This is a genomic window from Verrucomicrobiaceae bacterium (genome assembly GCA_016713035.1).
GTDB lineage: Bacteria > Verrucomicrobiota > Verrucomicrobiia > Verrucomicrobiales > Verrucomicrobiaceae > Prosthecobacter.
The window spans coordinates 180010-195145 of the sequence record JADJPW010000004.1; the positions used below are offsets into that span (position 1 = coordinate 180010).

The window sequence follows — 15136 nt, forward strand, 5'->3', positions numbered from 1 at the left end:
CCGGAATGAGCGAACAAGGCACCCCATCCAGCAACACCTTCACCCGACTTGACGAAGTCGGAGTGTGGCAGGCGGCCAGAAACAGCTACAAGCTGCCTCACCCAAACGTTTCGCTCCAACTCATCAAACTTGTCTGCAAAGTGCTCGCCCACTCCTTTGAAGTCTTGCGAAAGCAGGGCAAGGATCTGGAGGATCTCAGCGAAGACGAAATCACCGCCGAATTGATGGAGTACATCGAAAACACGGTGCTCAAAGCGAATGGCAATCCGGCCATGGGCGGCATTCCTGGTTTTACGAACATCTTCTTCCGTTCTGTCACCCGGCAGTCAAACGCACGGAGCTACAACCAATTCAAAATCCGCCCATCACCCGATTTGTGGTTCCAGCTCAACTATAACGAGCGTTCATTCGTGCTGCCAAGCTACGACGCTTTGCTCGTCGAGTGCAAAATCGTGGACGCCACGAGCAATCGTTCAGCCGGAAAGTGGTACTGCGACAATGGCATGATCCGCTTTGTGGAAGGTGACTATGCTTGGGCGATGCAGGAAGGCATCATGCTCGCCTATGCGAGAAACCAGAAAACCATCCAAGGCGATCTGATCCCAGCGATGGCGGAGCCTGATCGGGTCGTGCGTCTCAAGACCCTGTCCCAGCCGATGCCGGTTTCCAGCAAAGCACTCGCTGCCTACTGCCCTGAACCACTGCATGCCAGTATGCATGAGCGTGGTTTTGAGTATCTGGAGAACAAAGGCACAGCTCCACCCATCTCGATCTACCACTTATGGCTACCTTGTTCGGGAGATACACACGAAGAAGCGGTGAAAAAGTCCGTCTAGCGCTCTGGATCATCCAGAATGACTTGCAGCCGAGACGCGAGTTCAGATGGGAAACGAGTCGGCCAAGACTCGTCGATGAGGCCGACAGAAAGCAAATGGCGGAGATGCATGCGGTCTTTGTCGCGGAAGGAGATCAGCTTCATGCGCACGAGGTCCTGCAAAGGCACGAGAGAGAAGCCTTCGCCGACTTCGGTTTCATGCAGTTCGGGGGTGTTTTCGATGGCATCCGGCACGGGTTTCTCACCGACCCAGAGCACATGCACAGCGTCCCGCACCTTGGCATCGGGGCCATCAAGGAAGACATCCATCGCGCCAGCCTTGCCGAGCGAGGCAATGCGCCGATGCACGAAGCCGGCTGCCTCGAGTGCTTCACGGGCTTTTTCGGCATCTTCGCGTCGAAGAAGGATGTCCACATCACGGGTGTTTCGCACAGCACTTTCGTCCACACGGGAAACCCAGGCCGCAACGGCACTTTCACCGACCACAGCATATCGAACTCCGAATTTTGCCAGCGCCATCACCGCACCTTCGAGACGCCGCATGACGTCGTCGATGCCTTTTGCCATGCGTTGCCAGCTTACGGGTCGAAGAGCGATTGCGGTGCTCATGGTGGACAGAGTAAGCGTGAGATGGAACTGCGGTAACCTTGATGATGAGCGCAACACCATCAAACCACCTGCTTACTCACCTCCACCAACAGCTCATTCGCTGCGTCAAAGGAGGCCCTGATTCGGATGTTTTGTGGCCTCCTTGGGGGGGGGGAGAATACAGTCGGCACAAAGAATAGGTGATATTTCCTGGAGCGGCGTAGTTATCACAGATCACCGTTTTTGCCCACTGACCTCTCTCACCTCCATCTCTGGCGTGTTATGCGCCTGTATCGCAGATTCCGGCGGCTCGGTGCTGGCGGCCGGGGGCCCCCTGGAGCCCCCTGGTCATGCCGTGCTCGTGCTGGCACAGGCGACTCTGAGCGCTGCAGGGGAGGCTGGGCGCCGTGGCGGTGCTGGAGACTGCGTGGAGCTACTCCAGCAGCATGATGGGGGCCTGATTTATCTGCGCAGCCTACCACAGGGGCGGGTGCTGTTTGTGCGGTGTGAAAATACAACTGATATCCCCTCCCTAAGTCACCAGGCGGCCCAGATGGAATACGCCCAGCATGCGGAGGCAGCACCCCAGGCCCCTACACCAGAGGCGGTACCCCTGAACCTCGCAGATGCCTTTTTGGCAGAGCCACGCTGGTGAATAAGTGCTCCTGCGAGGTGGATAACAGAAACGTTTACTTTTACGCCCATAGAGGTAAATTTCCCGGCCCGCCCTTTAGCTCCCGGCAATCCATGATCGACCTCAGCAACGCCACCACACCTTTAGAACTCGTCTCCAAGGGCGGGCCGCTCGTGTGGCTGCTACTAGGCTGCCTATGCCTCAGCGGGGCTATTTTCCTGGAGCGCATGGCCTACTTTCACCGTGCGAGCATGAATATCGGCGAGTTCCTAGCCGGGCTAGCCACTCTGATCAGCCGTAGGAACTATGCAGAGGCCCTACAGGAGTGCGTGGCGACGCGTGTGCCCGCTGGCCGTGTCATCCACGCTGCGCTACTGCGCCACGGTGCCCCGCGTGAGCAGCTCAAAGAGATCGTGCAAGAGGCTGGACAGCTAGAGGTGCCCAGGCTGGAGCGCTTCCTAGGTCTGCTGAATGCGCTGGCCCACATCGGGCCGCTGATCGGGCTCCTCGGCACCTTATTGGGTCTGCTCAATAGCTTTACCAAGCTGGCGTCGACCAATGGCCTCATCACACCGCAGGATGTGGCAGCGGGCGTGTATCAGAGCCTGATCACGGCAGCACTGGGCCTGGTAGTAGCCATACCGGCCTTCCTCGGCTACGCCTTCCTCAGCGCCCGAGCCCGTAGCCTGATGCATGATTTGGAGCGTGCAGGCATCGAGATCGTGAATCTCATCGAGGACAGCAAGGCGGCGTCGAACATCGTGGAATTTCATCAGGCGGAGACACCTGTGCCCATGGCCCGTGCAGGCCGTGTGCGAGGCCTCAAGGCGTGATCGCCGATACGCCGCAAAAAGTATAAAAACGGCAACTGAGAACACCTTTCCACGATGAAGCTCGAATCCACACTCCCGCGCCAGAGTCCATGGATCTTCGCTGCACCGCTGATGAATGCACTGATGCTGCTGATCGTGTGTTACATGCTCAACAAAGGCTTTCTGGCCAATTCTGGTCTGAGGCTTGTCGATCCAGCGCAATCCACATCGCTACTGACAGGGTTCGATCGCGCTCACATCATCACCATCCCGGCGGGTGATGAGGCCGCCATCTATTTTGATGGTCAGCCTGTCACGCTGGATACCCTGGGCGAAAAACTGCGCCAGCATCGCGATGGCGAGCGCCGCGCCATCATTCACCACGACCGCATGGCCCCAGGTGGCCGACTGGTCGCTGTGACCAATATCGCACACCAGCAAGGCTACGCTCTGGCCCTTGCTACGGTGTCTCCCCAACAATGACGCAGCTATGAAACGAGGGGTCTAAAAACTCGCCCACACGATGCTCACCTTTGCCTGGAACATACGAGATCGCTCCCTGCTGCGACTGACGGGGTGGTTCCTACTGCTCATGGTGATGCTGAGTGTGGTCTTCATCATCTTTCGCATCACTTATCCGGCCATGGTCCGTGCGGATGCCACCTCGCAGCGTATCATTGTGCTCGATCCGGCAGATCCTGCTGCGCTCGCCATCATCCACCGGGCGCAGGATAAAAGTTTCGGCCTCATGCCATCCGAAGCGGATGACGCAGCCAGCGAGGCGGGCTTCCCGTCTTTTTCCCCCAGTTTCAGCGGCGTTGAGCTGGAGCTGCGTCCAGCTCCCAGCATTGACAAAGAGCAGGACTCTACGCGGCCAGTTTTCCACGCAGATGCACGCAACCTACTACCTACTGTGCCACGCCGTGCTACCCTACCACCGCAGACGCCCCCGCGCTCCGTTTTGCGCCTCTTGCTGAGTGCAGATGTCGCGAAGCGTTCGCCCAAGAGCCTACAGCTCGATCACATCGAGCTCGCAGATCCAGCGGCACTGCTCATCCGCGTTTTGATCGACGAAACTGGCCGCGTACTACAAGTGCTGCCGTTGTGCGGCAATGAATCGCCTGCTACACTCGCCGCACTTCAGACACAGCTCAGTGCAATACACTTTGCCCCTGCGGTGAAAAGCCCGCGCACCTATGCCACGCTGGGTTTTCGCTGGGAAAAATCAGGTGTCACCAGCACAGCACCGTGATGTCCGCCTTGTCGATTTCTCTCTGATCATGATTCCCATCCACCTTAGCGATTTGATTTTCCTCTTTGTTGCAGTGGGGTTGGGCGTGGTGTGCAGTCTATGGTTTTACACTTTCATCCGTGAGCGGCGACGTGAGACGCACCGCCGCAGGGTCGCCATCCAGTGCCGCATGTGCTCCACCGCCTACACACGCGATCCAGCAGAAAAAAACAGCGTCACGATCTGCCCCATCTGCCAGACTCCAAACGATCGCCCGCGGCTACGGCCCATTTGAGCCCAGAACCCAGCGTATTTGCACGCATACGCACTATAAGTAGATCGCGCATATTGACAGGTGGGCCTGGATTGGAGAAACTCCTACCCAATCTACCCAGACCACGCATGCGGCCTGCTCGAAACCATACCCTCACCGCCATCCTGCTATTCCTAGCCATGCTCCTAGCACAGGTGTATGCGCAAGAGGCGAGTGGCTTCGCAAAAGGTCTCGTGATCTACAAAGCCACCGCAGGTGAGCAGCCAGAATACTACTCTGCCACACTCTACAGGTCGTCACGCATCTCCACCCCATGGATGGAATATGACGTAGGGCAAACGAAGCCGCTTTTTGTACAAGCAGGCTTTGTCATCGAAGAAATTGCCTTCGGGGGTATGTTTGAGGCGGATTTCGTCAATGACACCCAGGCCGCAGCATGCTCACAGATGCAGCAACGACTCACCGCCGCTGGTCGCAGCTCTCCGAAGGTCGCAGCAGTCGCCCAAGCAGTGAATGGGGCCATACAGAAGCAGCTCGATTCGTATCAGAAAGGCCTCGTGAGATACAAAGGCCGCTGGCTTTCGAAAAGCGAATATCAAGTCGCAGCACAGGCCATCGCCAATGCTGAAATGGAGCGTCAAAAAGCCCTTAATGCAGCTAGAGTTGCGGCGAGCAGTAGCATGACAACCGAACAGCGGCGAAAAGCCCAGGAAGAAGAAATCGCAGCACGCTCAAGCAAACCCCGAGCTTCCGCCGAAACAGCCGTCATTGAGGCAGTGGATGCCCGAGGAATCAGCAAAGTCTTACTCACTGGTTATGATGACCTATTAGATGCCGCACGCACCACACGCGAAAAGGGTGGACGTTCCCTCTCCCCCCTCGAGGCCAGTGTGATCAGTCTCTCGAAAAAACTACCCGCAGCAGAGGACGGAGCCATCCAGAGCGGACTCTATACGGCAGGAGAAAAAGGTGGATGCGCCATGCTCTGGGCCGCTCAGGATGGGAAAATCCTGGCAGCAGACATCGGCATGGTCATCATGACGGATGTTCTCAAAGAGACGCTGCAAAACAGCAGCGATGTCGCCCTCGCAAAGGCCCAGCTTGCTCGTTTTGATGAGCAACTCATCGCCCTTATTCCAGACGCTATCGCAGCCGCAAAAATCCGAGCAGTGTTGCAAAGCTCAACCACAAGGGCCGATGATAGCTCTGCCGGCGGCAACACTGTCTTTGAGCGCAGCGTCGAGAATCAAAAAATCGAAATCCGCGTCGGCCCATTACAGACACAAGACGACGGCGGCTTCCGCCAAGAACTTCTCTTTAAACTTCGCCCACGCTGAGGCCCCCATGCCATGAAAAGCTTATTTGCACTTCTTTTGGGACTCCTCACCACCGCTGCGCCACTCCGAGCGGCCACCCCGCACCCTCAAGGCGAGTGGTATGAAGTCGGCTGGCTCATGGCGCAGGAGGCGTCCTCCAGTTTCCGCCTTTTTGCCGTGCAGGAAAAGGATGCTGCTGGCCACCTCTCACGGGTGCTCTCGATGCTCCGTGTCAAAATCGATGGCATCAAAAGTGGCGACATGAAACTCCTTCTCGATGGCTGGAAGGATGGCCTCGCTGGTCGTGCCCAGGCTCTTTCCCACCCCACAGAGCAAAAAGTAACTCTCGTCCCCGCTGGCATGCGGGGCTTTCTGCCACTGTCAGCACCAGTCGAGGCCGCACTGACCGCAGACAGCCTCTCCGCCCGTGCAGAACAATGGAAAAAAGCCGTCGTCATGGTCCAAGTCAAAACACGTCAAGGTGAAGGCCATGGCACAGGATTCTTCATTTCCCCAGGTCTGCTTTTGACCAATCAACACGTCATCGAAAATGCCCAGTCGATCGAAGTCGTGATGGAAGCAGATCGCTCCACACATCGTGCCACAGTCGTCGCCTCACAAGAGGTGCCGGACATCGCCCTACTGCGCATAAGCCACACCGATCACGCGACACTCCCGCTCGGGGACTCTCAAAAAGTGCGTGATCTCGATGACGTCGTTCTCATTGGTTACCCGAAGTTTTCCAACCTCAGTGCCACGGTCGTCAAAGGCAGCATCAGCGCCACGGATCGAACCTTTCAGGGCCGTTACCCCGTCTTTCAGGTCAGCATCCCCAGCTACGGTGGTAATAGCGGCGGCCCGCTGCTCACCACTGATGGCACCGTTATCGGCGTCCATACTTTCTCACTCACGGACCCAAATCTCTCGCAGTTTAAGATGGCGCAGCGCATCAATTTCATCCTTGAGTTCATCGAAGACCACGCCTCCGGCAAATACCGCCGCATCACGAACTAAGCAGTTTTTTCAATGAATTCGGCGCTGCATCGTCAGATGATGCAGAACCCAATTCATCCGCATGAAAAGCCCCACCGCTGCCCAATTTCGCCGCCGGAATCGCCTCTGCCACCCCTTGAGTTATCTCAGAAATGATGGTAATTTAAGTTTGCCTTACTTTTGGTTTGTATCATTCTTCTTAAACATGCTGTTTTTCTCCCGCGACTGTCATCTCCGCCTTTTGGCCCGTGTTACGGCCTGCGGCATGCTCGCGGCCACTCTCACACACTGCACCAGTGTCAAAAAGGCAGACGTGGTCGTCAGTGTGAAGGATCAAAAACTCGGCCTCTATGAACAAGGAGAGCTCCGAAAGACCTACAAGATCTCTACCTCGAAGTTCGGCACCGGCGACAAGCCCGGCAGCAACCGGACCCCTCTCGGGCAGCATGAAGTCGTCGCCAAGATCGGCTCCGGCCTGCCCACCGGTGCCGTGTTGAAAAGCCGCCGCTGGAGCGGTGAAGTCATCAAGCCCAATGCCCCCGGCCGCGACCCCATCGTTTCCCGCATCCTGTGGTTAAAAGGCACCGAGAGCTCGAACCGCAACGCTTTCGGCCGCTTCATCTATATCCACGGCACCCCTGAAGAGAACCGCCTCGGCCAGCCAGCTAGCTACGGCTGCGTCCGCATGGGTATGAAGGACGTCGTCAATGTCTTCGATTCCGTCCCTGTCGGAGCCAAGGTGTACATCACCACCTCTGGTCTGCCAAAAGGGAAGGCCGAGGCAGAGGCCGAAGTCGCCGCCGCCCAGGCCCAACCCGCCAGTCCCACCACCGAAATCGAAAAAGCCGTCCCCATCGAGATCGCCAAGCTCCAGACGGACCCCCGCGAGAAAGCCAACGCCGAGGCCAACCTCTCTGCGGGTCCAGAAAAGCCCACCACGGTCAAAAAAGCCACTCCTGCGAAGCGCACCAGCAGCAAGAGCAGCAGCACCGCTGCTAAAAAGAAATCCTCCTCCGGCACCCGCAGCAGCGTGACGAAGAAATCCACCCCGACCAAACGCCGTGCCGTGGGCTAAAAGCCCAGGCTAGCCTGCCCCCCGTCAAATAAGGACGCGAAGCCCTGTTTGACAAACCGGCTGCTCCCGGTAGTCTCCCGCCCCTTTTTCCGGGGAGCCTACTCACACGGCGGCATCCCGGTCCTCCCCGAAAAACACCCCTTTCAACCCCACTACCCACCATGCCCAAGACCTTCAGGACCTACCAACCATCCAAGCGCACGCGGAAGCAGCAGTTTGGCTTTCGTGCCCGCATGAAGACGGAAAATGGCCGTGACATCCTGCGCCGTCGCCGCCGCGTCGGTCGTAAGCGTCTCCTTCCAAAGGGCGTCGAAGTCCACTTCAAGCGCCACATCCAGCAGCACGCCTAGTCCACGGCGTTCCGGCTCCTTCACAGGCGTCGTTTACTCGCCACCATGCGCCTGCCATCCCATTTGCGGCTGAAACAGGCCAGCGAGTTCGCCCTCGTGAAGGAAAAAGGCACCAGTAAACCAGGCCGTTACCTCGTCTTGAGCGTCTGCCTGTGCCCCAAGTAGCCGAGTTCGGATTCGGACTCGTGACTGGACGTAAAATCGGCGGAGCTGTCCAGCGCAACCGTGTCCGCCGTCTCCTCCGAGAGATCATCCGTGCGCATCGGGCGGAGATTCAGCCAGGGTGGCATCTCGTCACCATCGCACGCTGGAGAGCCCCAGAGGCCTCCTACCACGAGCTTGAGTCCGACTGGCTCCACTTGGCAAAAAAACTCGGCATCCTCCGAAAAGCCGCTCCCAGCCAGCCAATCGCCCCCACGGCCTCCGCGACATGAAAATCGTCATCCGCGTCCTGATCCGCTTTTACCAAAAATGCATCTCCCCCGTCATTCACGCCTTTGGGGGGCCAGGCTCAGGCTGTCGCTACACACCCACCTGCTCCGCCTATTTTCTTGAGGCTGTCGAGACCCACGGCGTCCTACGTGGCAGTTGGATGGGGCTCTGCCGCATCGGTCGCTGTCACCCCTGGGGCGGTTGCGGCCATGATCCAGTGCCACCGAAATAGTGCCACAGTTCAGAGTCTCTTTGCCTAACAACTTGCCAGCGCATGGCATACCGCCATAATGCCGCCCGGTGTTTGCACAGCAAATCATCGGTAGCATTGCGTGGATAGCTCAGTGGTAGAGCGGCTCGTTTACACCGAGTTGGTCGGGGGTTCGAATCCCTCTCCGCGCACCATCCATCTCGGCGCTCGCCGCAGGACGATCTCCCGGAGAGGCCGCTCCCCTTCCCTCCTCCATGCGTCTCCTCTCGATCCTGCTCCTCATCTGCTCACTGCCTGCTCGAAGCGTGACGTGATCATCATCGGCACAGATGCCGCTTATCCGCCCTTTGAGTTCAAAGATGAAAAAGGCCAGTTCAGCGGCATCAGTATCGAAATCGCTCGCGAAATCGCCAAAACCACCGGGAAAGAAGTCGAATTCCGCAACATCAACTTCGACGGCCTCATCACCGCCCTGCGCACCGGCAGTATCGATCTCGTCATCTCCTCCATGACCGCCAATGACGAGCGCAGAAAGTCCATCGACTTCTCTGACCCGTATGTGAAGACCGTCTTGAGCATCCTCGCCGCTAAAGACTCCACCGTGCAAAGCGCCGAAGACTTGGCCGCACCAGGGCGCAAAATCGTCGTCAGTCTCGGCACCACGGGCGAGAGCTGGGCGCGGAAACATTTTCCCACTGCCCAGATCAAAGCGCTCGATCTCGATGCCTCCTGCGTGCTCGAAGTCGTCAATGGCAACGTCGATGCCTGGATCTACGATCAAATCAGCGTCATGAATTATCACCAGCAGCATCCAGACAAGACCCGTGCGTTGATCGCCCCCATTCACACCGAGTTCTGGGCCGTCGGCATCCGCCAGGGCAATGACACCCTCAAACAACAGGTCAATGCCACCCTCAGCCGCATGCGGAAAGAAAACGCCTTCACACACCTCGCAGAAAAGTACATGGCCAAAGAGCTCCGCATGATGCGTGAGAATGGCCTGCCCTTTGTCTTTGAGATCGAGTGAAGCGTGCATCGCACCCATCCCCATCCTGGGCTCATGACCACACCTGCCCTCACCGCTCACGGCCTATCCAAAGCCTATGCGCAGCGCCCCATTCTGCGCAGTGTTTCCTTCCAGATCGCTGCTGGTGAACGAGCCGCACTTTTGGGGCCTTCTGGCAGCGGCAAAACCACACTGCTGAACTGCATCGGCGGTGTGGACCGCGCGGACAGCGGCGAAGTGATCGTAGCGGGTGAAAAACTCCACGCGCTCGACTCCGATGGCCTCGCTCGCGTGCGGCGGGAGCACATCGGCACCGTGTTTCAGTTTTTCCACCTCCTGCCCACACTCACCGCGGCGGAGAATGTCGAGCTACCGCTGCAACTCCTCGGTGTGGCCAAAGCGGAACGCGAAAACCGCGTGCGCAGCCTACTGGAGCGTGTCGGCGTCTCTCATCGTGCTCAGGCACTGCCCGCAGAGCTTTCCGGTGGCGAAATGCAGCGCGTCGCCATCGCCCGCGCGATCATTCACCGCCCCGCGTTGCTCCTCGCGGATGAACCGACGGGCAACCTCGACACGCAAACCGGTGCGCAGGTGCTCGACTTGCTCGCCGAAGTCGTGCGCGAAACGAATGCCGCCCTGCTCATGGTCACGCACAGCGAGGAGGCCGCAAATCGCTGCGACCGCATCCTCCGCATGCGGGACGGGGAATTGGTTGAAGGGCGAATTTGGTGAGAAAAAATCTCGCGAAATTTCAGCCGTGTGGCTTCGTCGCCACTAATGCTAATTTCCTTCTCTGTAACCAACTTCCGCTCCTTTCGTGACGAGCAGACGCTCGACATGACTGCCAGCACCCGTGTCGGAGCCGGTCACGACGATCATTGCTGTAAGATCGAAGGTGAAAATATCCGCCTTCTACCGGTTGCCGTGCTTTATGGGGCGAATGGAGCTGGGAAATCCAATCTCATCAAAGCCTTACGCTACGCAGCCTGGATGGTCTTGGATGGCCCGCGCCCAGGCAAGCACACCGCGCGTGAAGCCTTTGCTCACATGGAAGGCCCTGGCGCAAGTCCCTCCTGCTTCGATTTTCGCATCTTCGCTGCGGGCCACATTTTCCGCTTTGGTTTTCAGGTTTCAGACAGCCAGATCGAATCTGAGTGGTTGGTACTTGAGCAAGGCGGTAACGAAAAAATGCTCTACGAGCGCAGCGCCGATGCCTCGGGTAAGATCGACATCAAACTCGGCAACCTACTCGCGGATGAAGCCGTCGCAGATAAGTCCCAAATCCACGCCTTTGCCCAGTTCGCCAAATCATCCAGCCGTGCGAACCAGCTCTTCCTGCACGCGATTCATGAAAACGTCGGCAGCGATTCCCAGGGGGAATGGGTCCGTCCGGTGCTGCGCTGGTTCTCCGAATCCCTCATGATCATCGACCCCGGCGAACATTTAAAGGGACTCCACCGTTTGTTGACCACCAGTCCTGACTTTGCCGCCTTCTCCTCCTCATTTTTGAAATCAGTATCGACTGGCGTGGATGAAATCATACGCTTGAGGACGGAGGAACTCCCCTTCGAACATGCCCGTGACATGATTCCCTTTGGACTCGCACAAGGACTTGCTGAATCGGACTTTGAGCGTGATACCGTCGCTGACTATACCTTGCCCACTGGCGGCATGATGGCCATGACCCGCGGAAGTGACGGCGGTTACTTCGTGCACACCATAGCGACGAAACATCATGCTGGGCAGGAAAAGCCTTTCGAGCTGCCACTCGTAGCAGAGTCGGATGGCACCCGTCGCCTCCTCCACCTGCTCCCCGTCATCTATCCCAAATTGAAATCGGATAGCGTGATCGTTATCGACGAAATTGATCGCAGCCTCCATCCCCTGCTCACTCGCGAATTCGTCGAGGCATTCCTCAAGGTGGCTCTGCAAACTCAGCGCCAGCTTCTCCTCACCACCCATGACACCATCCTGCTGGACCTCGATCTTTTGCGGCGTGACGAGATTTGGTTTGTCGAAAAGGACCAGCGCAGTTCTTCCAATCTTTACCCACTATCGCAGTTTCCAGTCCGCAAAGACCTCCGTCTCCAACGTGGTTACATGCAGGGCCGTTTCGGTGCCATTCCATTCCTCGGTGACCTTGAAAAACTCCATGCGGGACGGGAGGCGGCAGCATGAGCACTGGACGCAAGCCCAGGCCGCTCGGGCGTGATGAGCGCACATTTCTCGACGACCGTCTCTTTGTGATCGCCACAGAAGATCGCTATGCCGCCAAACAGTACTTCGACATCCTGAGGACCCATGTCCGTTCTTCCCGGATCAAGACGCATGTTTTGCCAACGGAAGACTGTCGCTCTTCTCCCAAACATGTGTTTGACCGCTTACTCGAATTCGAGCGCTTACATGAAAGCCATGCAGATGATGAAAAATGGCTAGTTTTGGATACGGATCACTGGATTCAAGATGCTCACAAAAAGCAGTTGATCGAAGTCTTCAAACTGGCTCGTCAGAAAGGCTACTCGGTGGCGATGAGCCGTCCGTGTTTCGAAATTTGGCTCCTACTCCACCACCATGCTGACATAGCCAGTCTGAGCATCTCCAAGTGCGAAGATGTCCACCCTTACTTGTTGACTGCATTGGGTAGCTACAACAAAAAACATCTCCATTCCGCGCATTATCCCCTGCCAGCTATCCATGCCGCAGTGCAAAACGCCAAAGTGTCCGATCGTGATGCTCACCTGGACGTGCCGGAAGGAAATGGGTCACGTGTCTATCGCATCGTCGAGCAAATCCTTCAGTCAGTGCCAGCACACTTACGTCAGGGCTGGCCTGCTCCATGACCCCCACTCGCCTCATCCTCGAAAAATGCGGGCTGCGGCATTGGCGGCTGGCGTGGCGGCAGCAGGTCATGCTCATGCTCATTTTGGCCTTGGGTTCGGGCGTGTATCTAGCCATGCGGCTGGCGAATCGTGCGGCGTTGGCGGGTTTTGAGCAGTTCACCAGCGGCATCACGCGGCAGGCGGACTGGACAGTGACAGGTAGCACGGGCGCATTGAGCGAAAGCTGGCTACGGGAGATGCGTGACGTACTCGGTGAGCGTCCGGTGCATTTGCTGCCCGTCGTCGAAGACACCGTCATGCCCTACACGGAGGAAAAAACGACTAAAATCGGCCTCCAGCCGACTTGGCGGCTCGTGGGCGTGGATTTCGTGAGTTTGCTGAATTTACGCGGTGAAGCCCCCGCAGGCCTCACCGGCGATTTGAAGGCCGCAGATGGCATTTTTGTCAGCGAACGCCGAAAACTCCGAGTGGGCGATGAACTGCGTGTGGTGCTGCATGAGCAGGTGCTGACGCTGAAAATCGGTGGCGTGATCCCGGAGCTGCCTGGAGTGCCTGCGCCGCCAGATTCGCTGCTTTTGATGGATCTGCCCGCTGCGCAAAAACTCATGCAAAAGCAGGGAAAGGTAGATCGCGTCGAAATCCTGGTGGAGCGTGGTGAGGCCTTTCCGACGCTGCGGGATGAAACGGGCGATTTGCTCCGTGCAGCGGCCAAAGAGCGCTGGCAGGTCAGTGGTGTGGAAGATCGCCGCATGCTCGCAGGCACCATGACGGAGGCTTTTCGGCTCAATCTGACCATCCTGTCGCTGCTGGCTCTCTTTGTGGGCGGTTACCTCATTTTTCAGGCGCTAGATGGTGTCGTCATCCGTCGGCGTGAGGAGATCGGCATTTTGAAATCCCTCGGCGTCACCGATGCGGCGGTGCAGCGGGCATTTTTGATCGAGGCGCTGCTCCTTGGCCTGCTTGGCGGCGTTTTGGGCCTCGGTGTCGGCTGGGTGGGAGCGCAGGCCGCAGTCGGTGGTGTGAGCCGCACGGTGAATGCGCTCTACGGAGCCTCCAGCGTGCAAAGCTCAGCCCTGCATCCTGGTGAGGCCGCACTGAGTATGAGCATCGCGCTGATCACGAGTTTGGTCGCTGCATGGTGGCCCGCACGCGAGGCCGCGCAGACGCCTCCGGTTCATCTGCTCGGCAAAAAAGCCGCGACTTTCAGTGGCGGCGGCTGGTGGCGTGCTGAGTGGCTCGGTTGGGCTTTGATGCTCGTAGCGGCGGTGCTCGCTCAATTCGGCGCCTGGCGGCTCGCAGGAGGGACGCGTGTGCCTTTGGCCAGCTATGCAGCGGCTTTAGCATGGCTGCTGGGCACCGGTTTGGCAGCGGGCTGGTTGTTGCCGAAGTTGGCCCAAAAATCGTCTTCGGTGACGCAGCGCATCGGTTTCAGTCACCTACGCAGGCCCACGGTGCGGCACCGCTTTGCCGTCGCAGCTCTGGCCAGTGCGGTAGCAATGACGGCGGGCATGGCGATCATGGTGGCCAGCTTTGACTCGACTATGCGCGGCTGGATCGAGCGCACGCTGAAGGCCGATCTGTATGTCTCCAGCGCTGGTGCGCAAAGCGCTAGCAGCACGCACCAAATCAGCGCCGCCACCGTGCAAAAAATCCGCACTCTCCCCGCAGTGGCCGAGCTAGCCATTCTCCGCGCACGCGGCATCACGCTACGCGGTGCACCGACGATGGTGCTCGGTGTGGACGGCTCCTTTTCGCAACGCAACGCGGTCTATGCGTGGGTGCAGGAGCCAACGAGCGCTGCCTGGTGGGAAAACAACGGCGCAATCATCAATGAGAGCTTTGCTGAGCGCTTCGAAGTCGCGGTGGGTGATGATTTGGAACTACCCGGCGGTCACAGCGTGCACATCGCTGGCGTGCATGCCGACTATGGCAACGAACGCGGCTCCATCTCGATTGCCGAGTCCGTTTTCCGCGAGTGGTTCGACAGCGAGATGGCGTGGCGAGTCGGCCTGATGCTGAAACCGGGCACCGATGCCGAAAAGCTGGCCGAAACGCTCTCCACCGCCCATCCAGGCCTCACCGTCTTCACCAACGCGCATCTTCGCCGCGAGGCGCTGCGCATTTTTCGCCAAACCTTCTCCGTGACGTATGCGCTGGAGGTGATCGGTGTCTTCGTCGCTGTGGCAGGTTTGGGCTTAGCCTTAGCGAGCTTGCTCTTGGAGCGCCGGGCAGACCTGAGAACGCTGCGCAGCCTCGGCATGACCGGCAGCCAGATCGCCCGTGCGAGTGCCTGGGAGGGAGCAGGCGTGGCGCTAGCAGGCGCGATGATGGGCTTGCTCTCCGGTGGTTGGCTTGGCTGGCTGCTCATCCACCGCGTGAACAAGCAATGCTTTGGCTGGACGCTGAGCCTTTCTCTACCCTGGGCACAGCTCGCGGTGCTCATGCTCGCCGTGATAAGCGTCGGAGCCGTCGTTTCAGCCTGCGTCGGCCAATGGGCAGCGAAGATGCGGTGGGAGGAGCAGGAATGAAAGCAGAGGTG

18 protein-coding genes and 1 tRNA gene are annotated in these 15136 nt (G+C 58.3%); 18 read left to right on the forward strand and 1 reads right to left on the reverse strand.

Annotated features, from left to right (window positions below; all coding sequences use genetic code 11):
- The first annotated feature begins 5 nt into the window (after nucleotides 1-5).
- A complete protein-coding gene (locus tag IPK32_14880; protein MBK8093228.1) occupies nucleotides 6-836 on the forward strand; it encodes a hypothetical protein in 831 nt (276 codons plus the stop codon).
- Here IPK32_14880 and IPK32_14885 read toward each other — a convergent pair.
- Nucleotides 833-1444 (reverse strand): hypothetical protein, encoded by a 612-nt coding sequence (locus IPK32_14885; protein MBK8093229.1) that lies wholly within the window; start codon nucleotides 1442-1444, stop codon nucleotides 833-835. The two genes, IPK32_14880 and IPK32_14885, sit on opposite strands and share 4 nt — an antisense overlap.
- 256 nt (nucleotides 1445-1700) lie before the next feature.
- On the opposite strand from IPK32_14885, the gene IPK32_14890 reads away from it, so the two are divergent.
- From IPK32_14890 to IPK32_14970, 17 genes are all read left to right on the forward strand, one after another.
- Nucleotides 1701-2078 (forward strand): hypothetical protein, encoded by a 378-nt coding sequence (locus IPK32_14890; GenBank protein MBK8093230.1) that lies wholly within the window; start codon nucleotides 1701-1703, stop codon nucleotides 2076-2078.
- Nucleotides 2079-2170: 92 nt separating this feature from the next.
- Nucleotides 2171-2890: a MotA/TolQ/ExbB proton channel family protein gene (locus IPK32_14895; GenBank protein MBK8093231.1), complete on the forward strand. Its 720-nt coding sequence runs from the start codon at nucleotides 2171-2173 to the stop codon at nucleotides 2888-2890.
- Nucleotides 2891-2944: 54 nt separating this feature from the next.
- A complete protein-coding gene (locus tag IPK32_14900) occupies nucleotides 2945-3352 on the forward strand; it encodes a biopolymer transporter ExbD (protein MBK8093232.1) in 408 nt (135 codons plus the stop codon).
- A gap of 40 nt (nucleotides 3353-3392) precedes the next feature.
- Complete coding sequence (locus IPK32_14905; protein MBK8093233.1) at nucleotides 3393-4121, forward strand: hypothetical protein; 729 nt, start codon at nucleotides 3393-3395, stop codon at nucleotides 4119-4121.
- A gap of 28 nt (nucleotides 4122-4149) precedes the next feature.
- Nucleotides 4150-4395 (forward strand): hypothetical protein, encoded by a 246-nt coding sequence (locus tag IPK32_14910; GenBank protein MBK8093234.1) that lies wholly within the window; start codon nucleotides 4150-4152, stop codon nucleotides 4393-4395.
- A 107-nt stretch (nucleotides 4396-4502) separates the two neighbouring features.
- Nucleotides 4503-5711: a hypothetical protein gene (locus tag IPK32_14915; GenBank protein ID MBK8093235.1), complete on the forward strand. Its 1209-nt coding sequence runs from the start codon at nucleotides 4503-4505 to the stop codon at nucleotides 5709-5711.
- A gap of 12 nt (nucleotides 5712-5723) precedes the next feature.
- Nucleotides 5724-6704 carry a trypsin-like peptidase domain-containing protein gene (locus IPK32_14920; GenBank protein MBK8093236.1) on the forward strand — a complete coding sequence of 327 codons (981 nt, stop codon included), beginning with the start codon at nucleotides 5724-5726 and terminating at the stop codon, nucleotides 6702-6704.
- A 244-nt stretch (nucleotides 6705-6948) separates the two neighbouring features.
- A complete protein-coding gene (locus tag IPK32_14925; protein ID MBK8093237.1) occupies nucleotides 6949-7758 on the forward strand; it encodes a L,D-transpeptidase in 810 nt (269 codons plus the stop codon).
- A gap of 161 nt (nucleotides 7759-7919) precedes the next feature.
- Entirely contained in the window at nucleotides 7920-8108 is a 189-nt protein-coding gene (gene rpmH, locus IPK32_14930; protein ID MBK8093238.1) for a 50S ribosomal protein L34, read from the forward strand.
- Nucleotides 8109-8260: 152 nt separating this feature from the next.
- Nucleotides 8261-8542 carry a ribonuclease P protein component gene (rnpA, locus tag IPK32_14935; GenBank protein ID MBK8093239.1) on the forward strand — a complete coding sequence of 94 codons (282 nt, stop codon included), beginning with the start codon at nucleotides 8261-8263 and terminating at the stop codon, nucleotides 8540-8542.
- Entirely contained in the window at nucleotides 8539-8772 is a 234-nt protein-coding gene (yidD, locus tag IPK32_14940) for a membrane protein insertion efficiency factor YidD (GenBank protein ID MBK8093240.1), read from the forward strand. The genes rnpA and yidD overlap by 4 nt, the downstream gene beginning before the upstream one ends.
- Before the next feature lie 98 nt (nucleotides 8773-8870).
- Nucleotides 8871-8945 (forward strand) — tRNA-Val (locus tag IPK32_14945).
- A 116-nt stretch (nucleotides 8946-9061) separates the two neighbouring features.
- Nucleotides 9062-9778 (forward strand): transporter substrate-binding domain-containing protein, encoded by a 717-nt coding sequence (locus IPK32_14950; protein ID MBK8093241.1) that lies wholly within the window; start codon nucleotides 9062-9064, stop codon nucleotides 9776-9778.
- A 33-nt stretch (nucleotides 9779-9811) separates the two neighbouring features.
- Nucleotides 9812-10489, forward strand: a complete 678-nt coding sequence (locus IPK32_14955) for an ABC transporter ATP-binding protein (GenBank protein ID MBK8093242.1) — start codon at nucleotides 9812-9814, stop codon at nucleotides 10487-10489.
- A 45-nt stretch (nucleotides 10490-10534) separates the two neighbouring features.
- Complete coding sequence (locus IPK32_14960) at nucleotides 10535-11935, forward strand: AAA family ATPase (protein MBK8093243.1); 1401 nt, start codon at nucleotides 10535-10537, stop codon at nucleotides 11933-11935.
- Nucleotides 11932-12597, forward strand: coding sequence for an RloB domain-containing protein (locus IPK32_14965; protein MBK8093244.1), 666 nt, complete (start codon nucleotides 11932-11934; stop codon nucleotides 12595-12597). Before IPK32_14960 ends, IPK32_14965 begins: the two co-directional genes overlap by 4 nt.
- A complete protein-coding gene (locus tag IPK32_14970; GenBank protein ID MBK8093245.1) occupies nucleotides 12594-15125 on the forward strand; it encodes an FtsX-like permease family protein in 2532 nt (843 codons plus the stop codon). Before IPK32_14965 ends, IPK32_14970 begins: the two co-directional genes overlap by 4 nt.
- Nucleotides 15126-15136 lie beyond the last annotated feature (11 nt).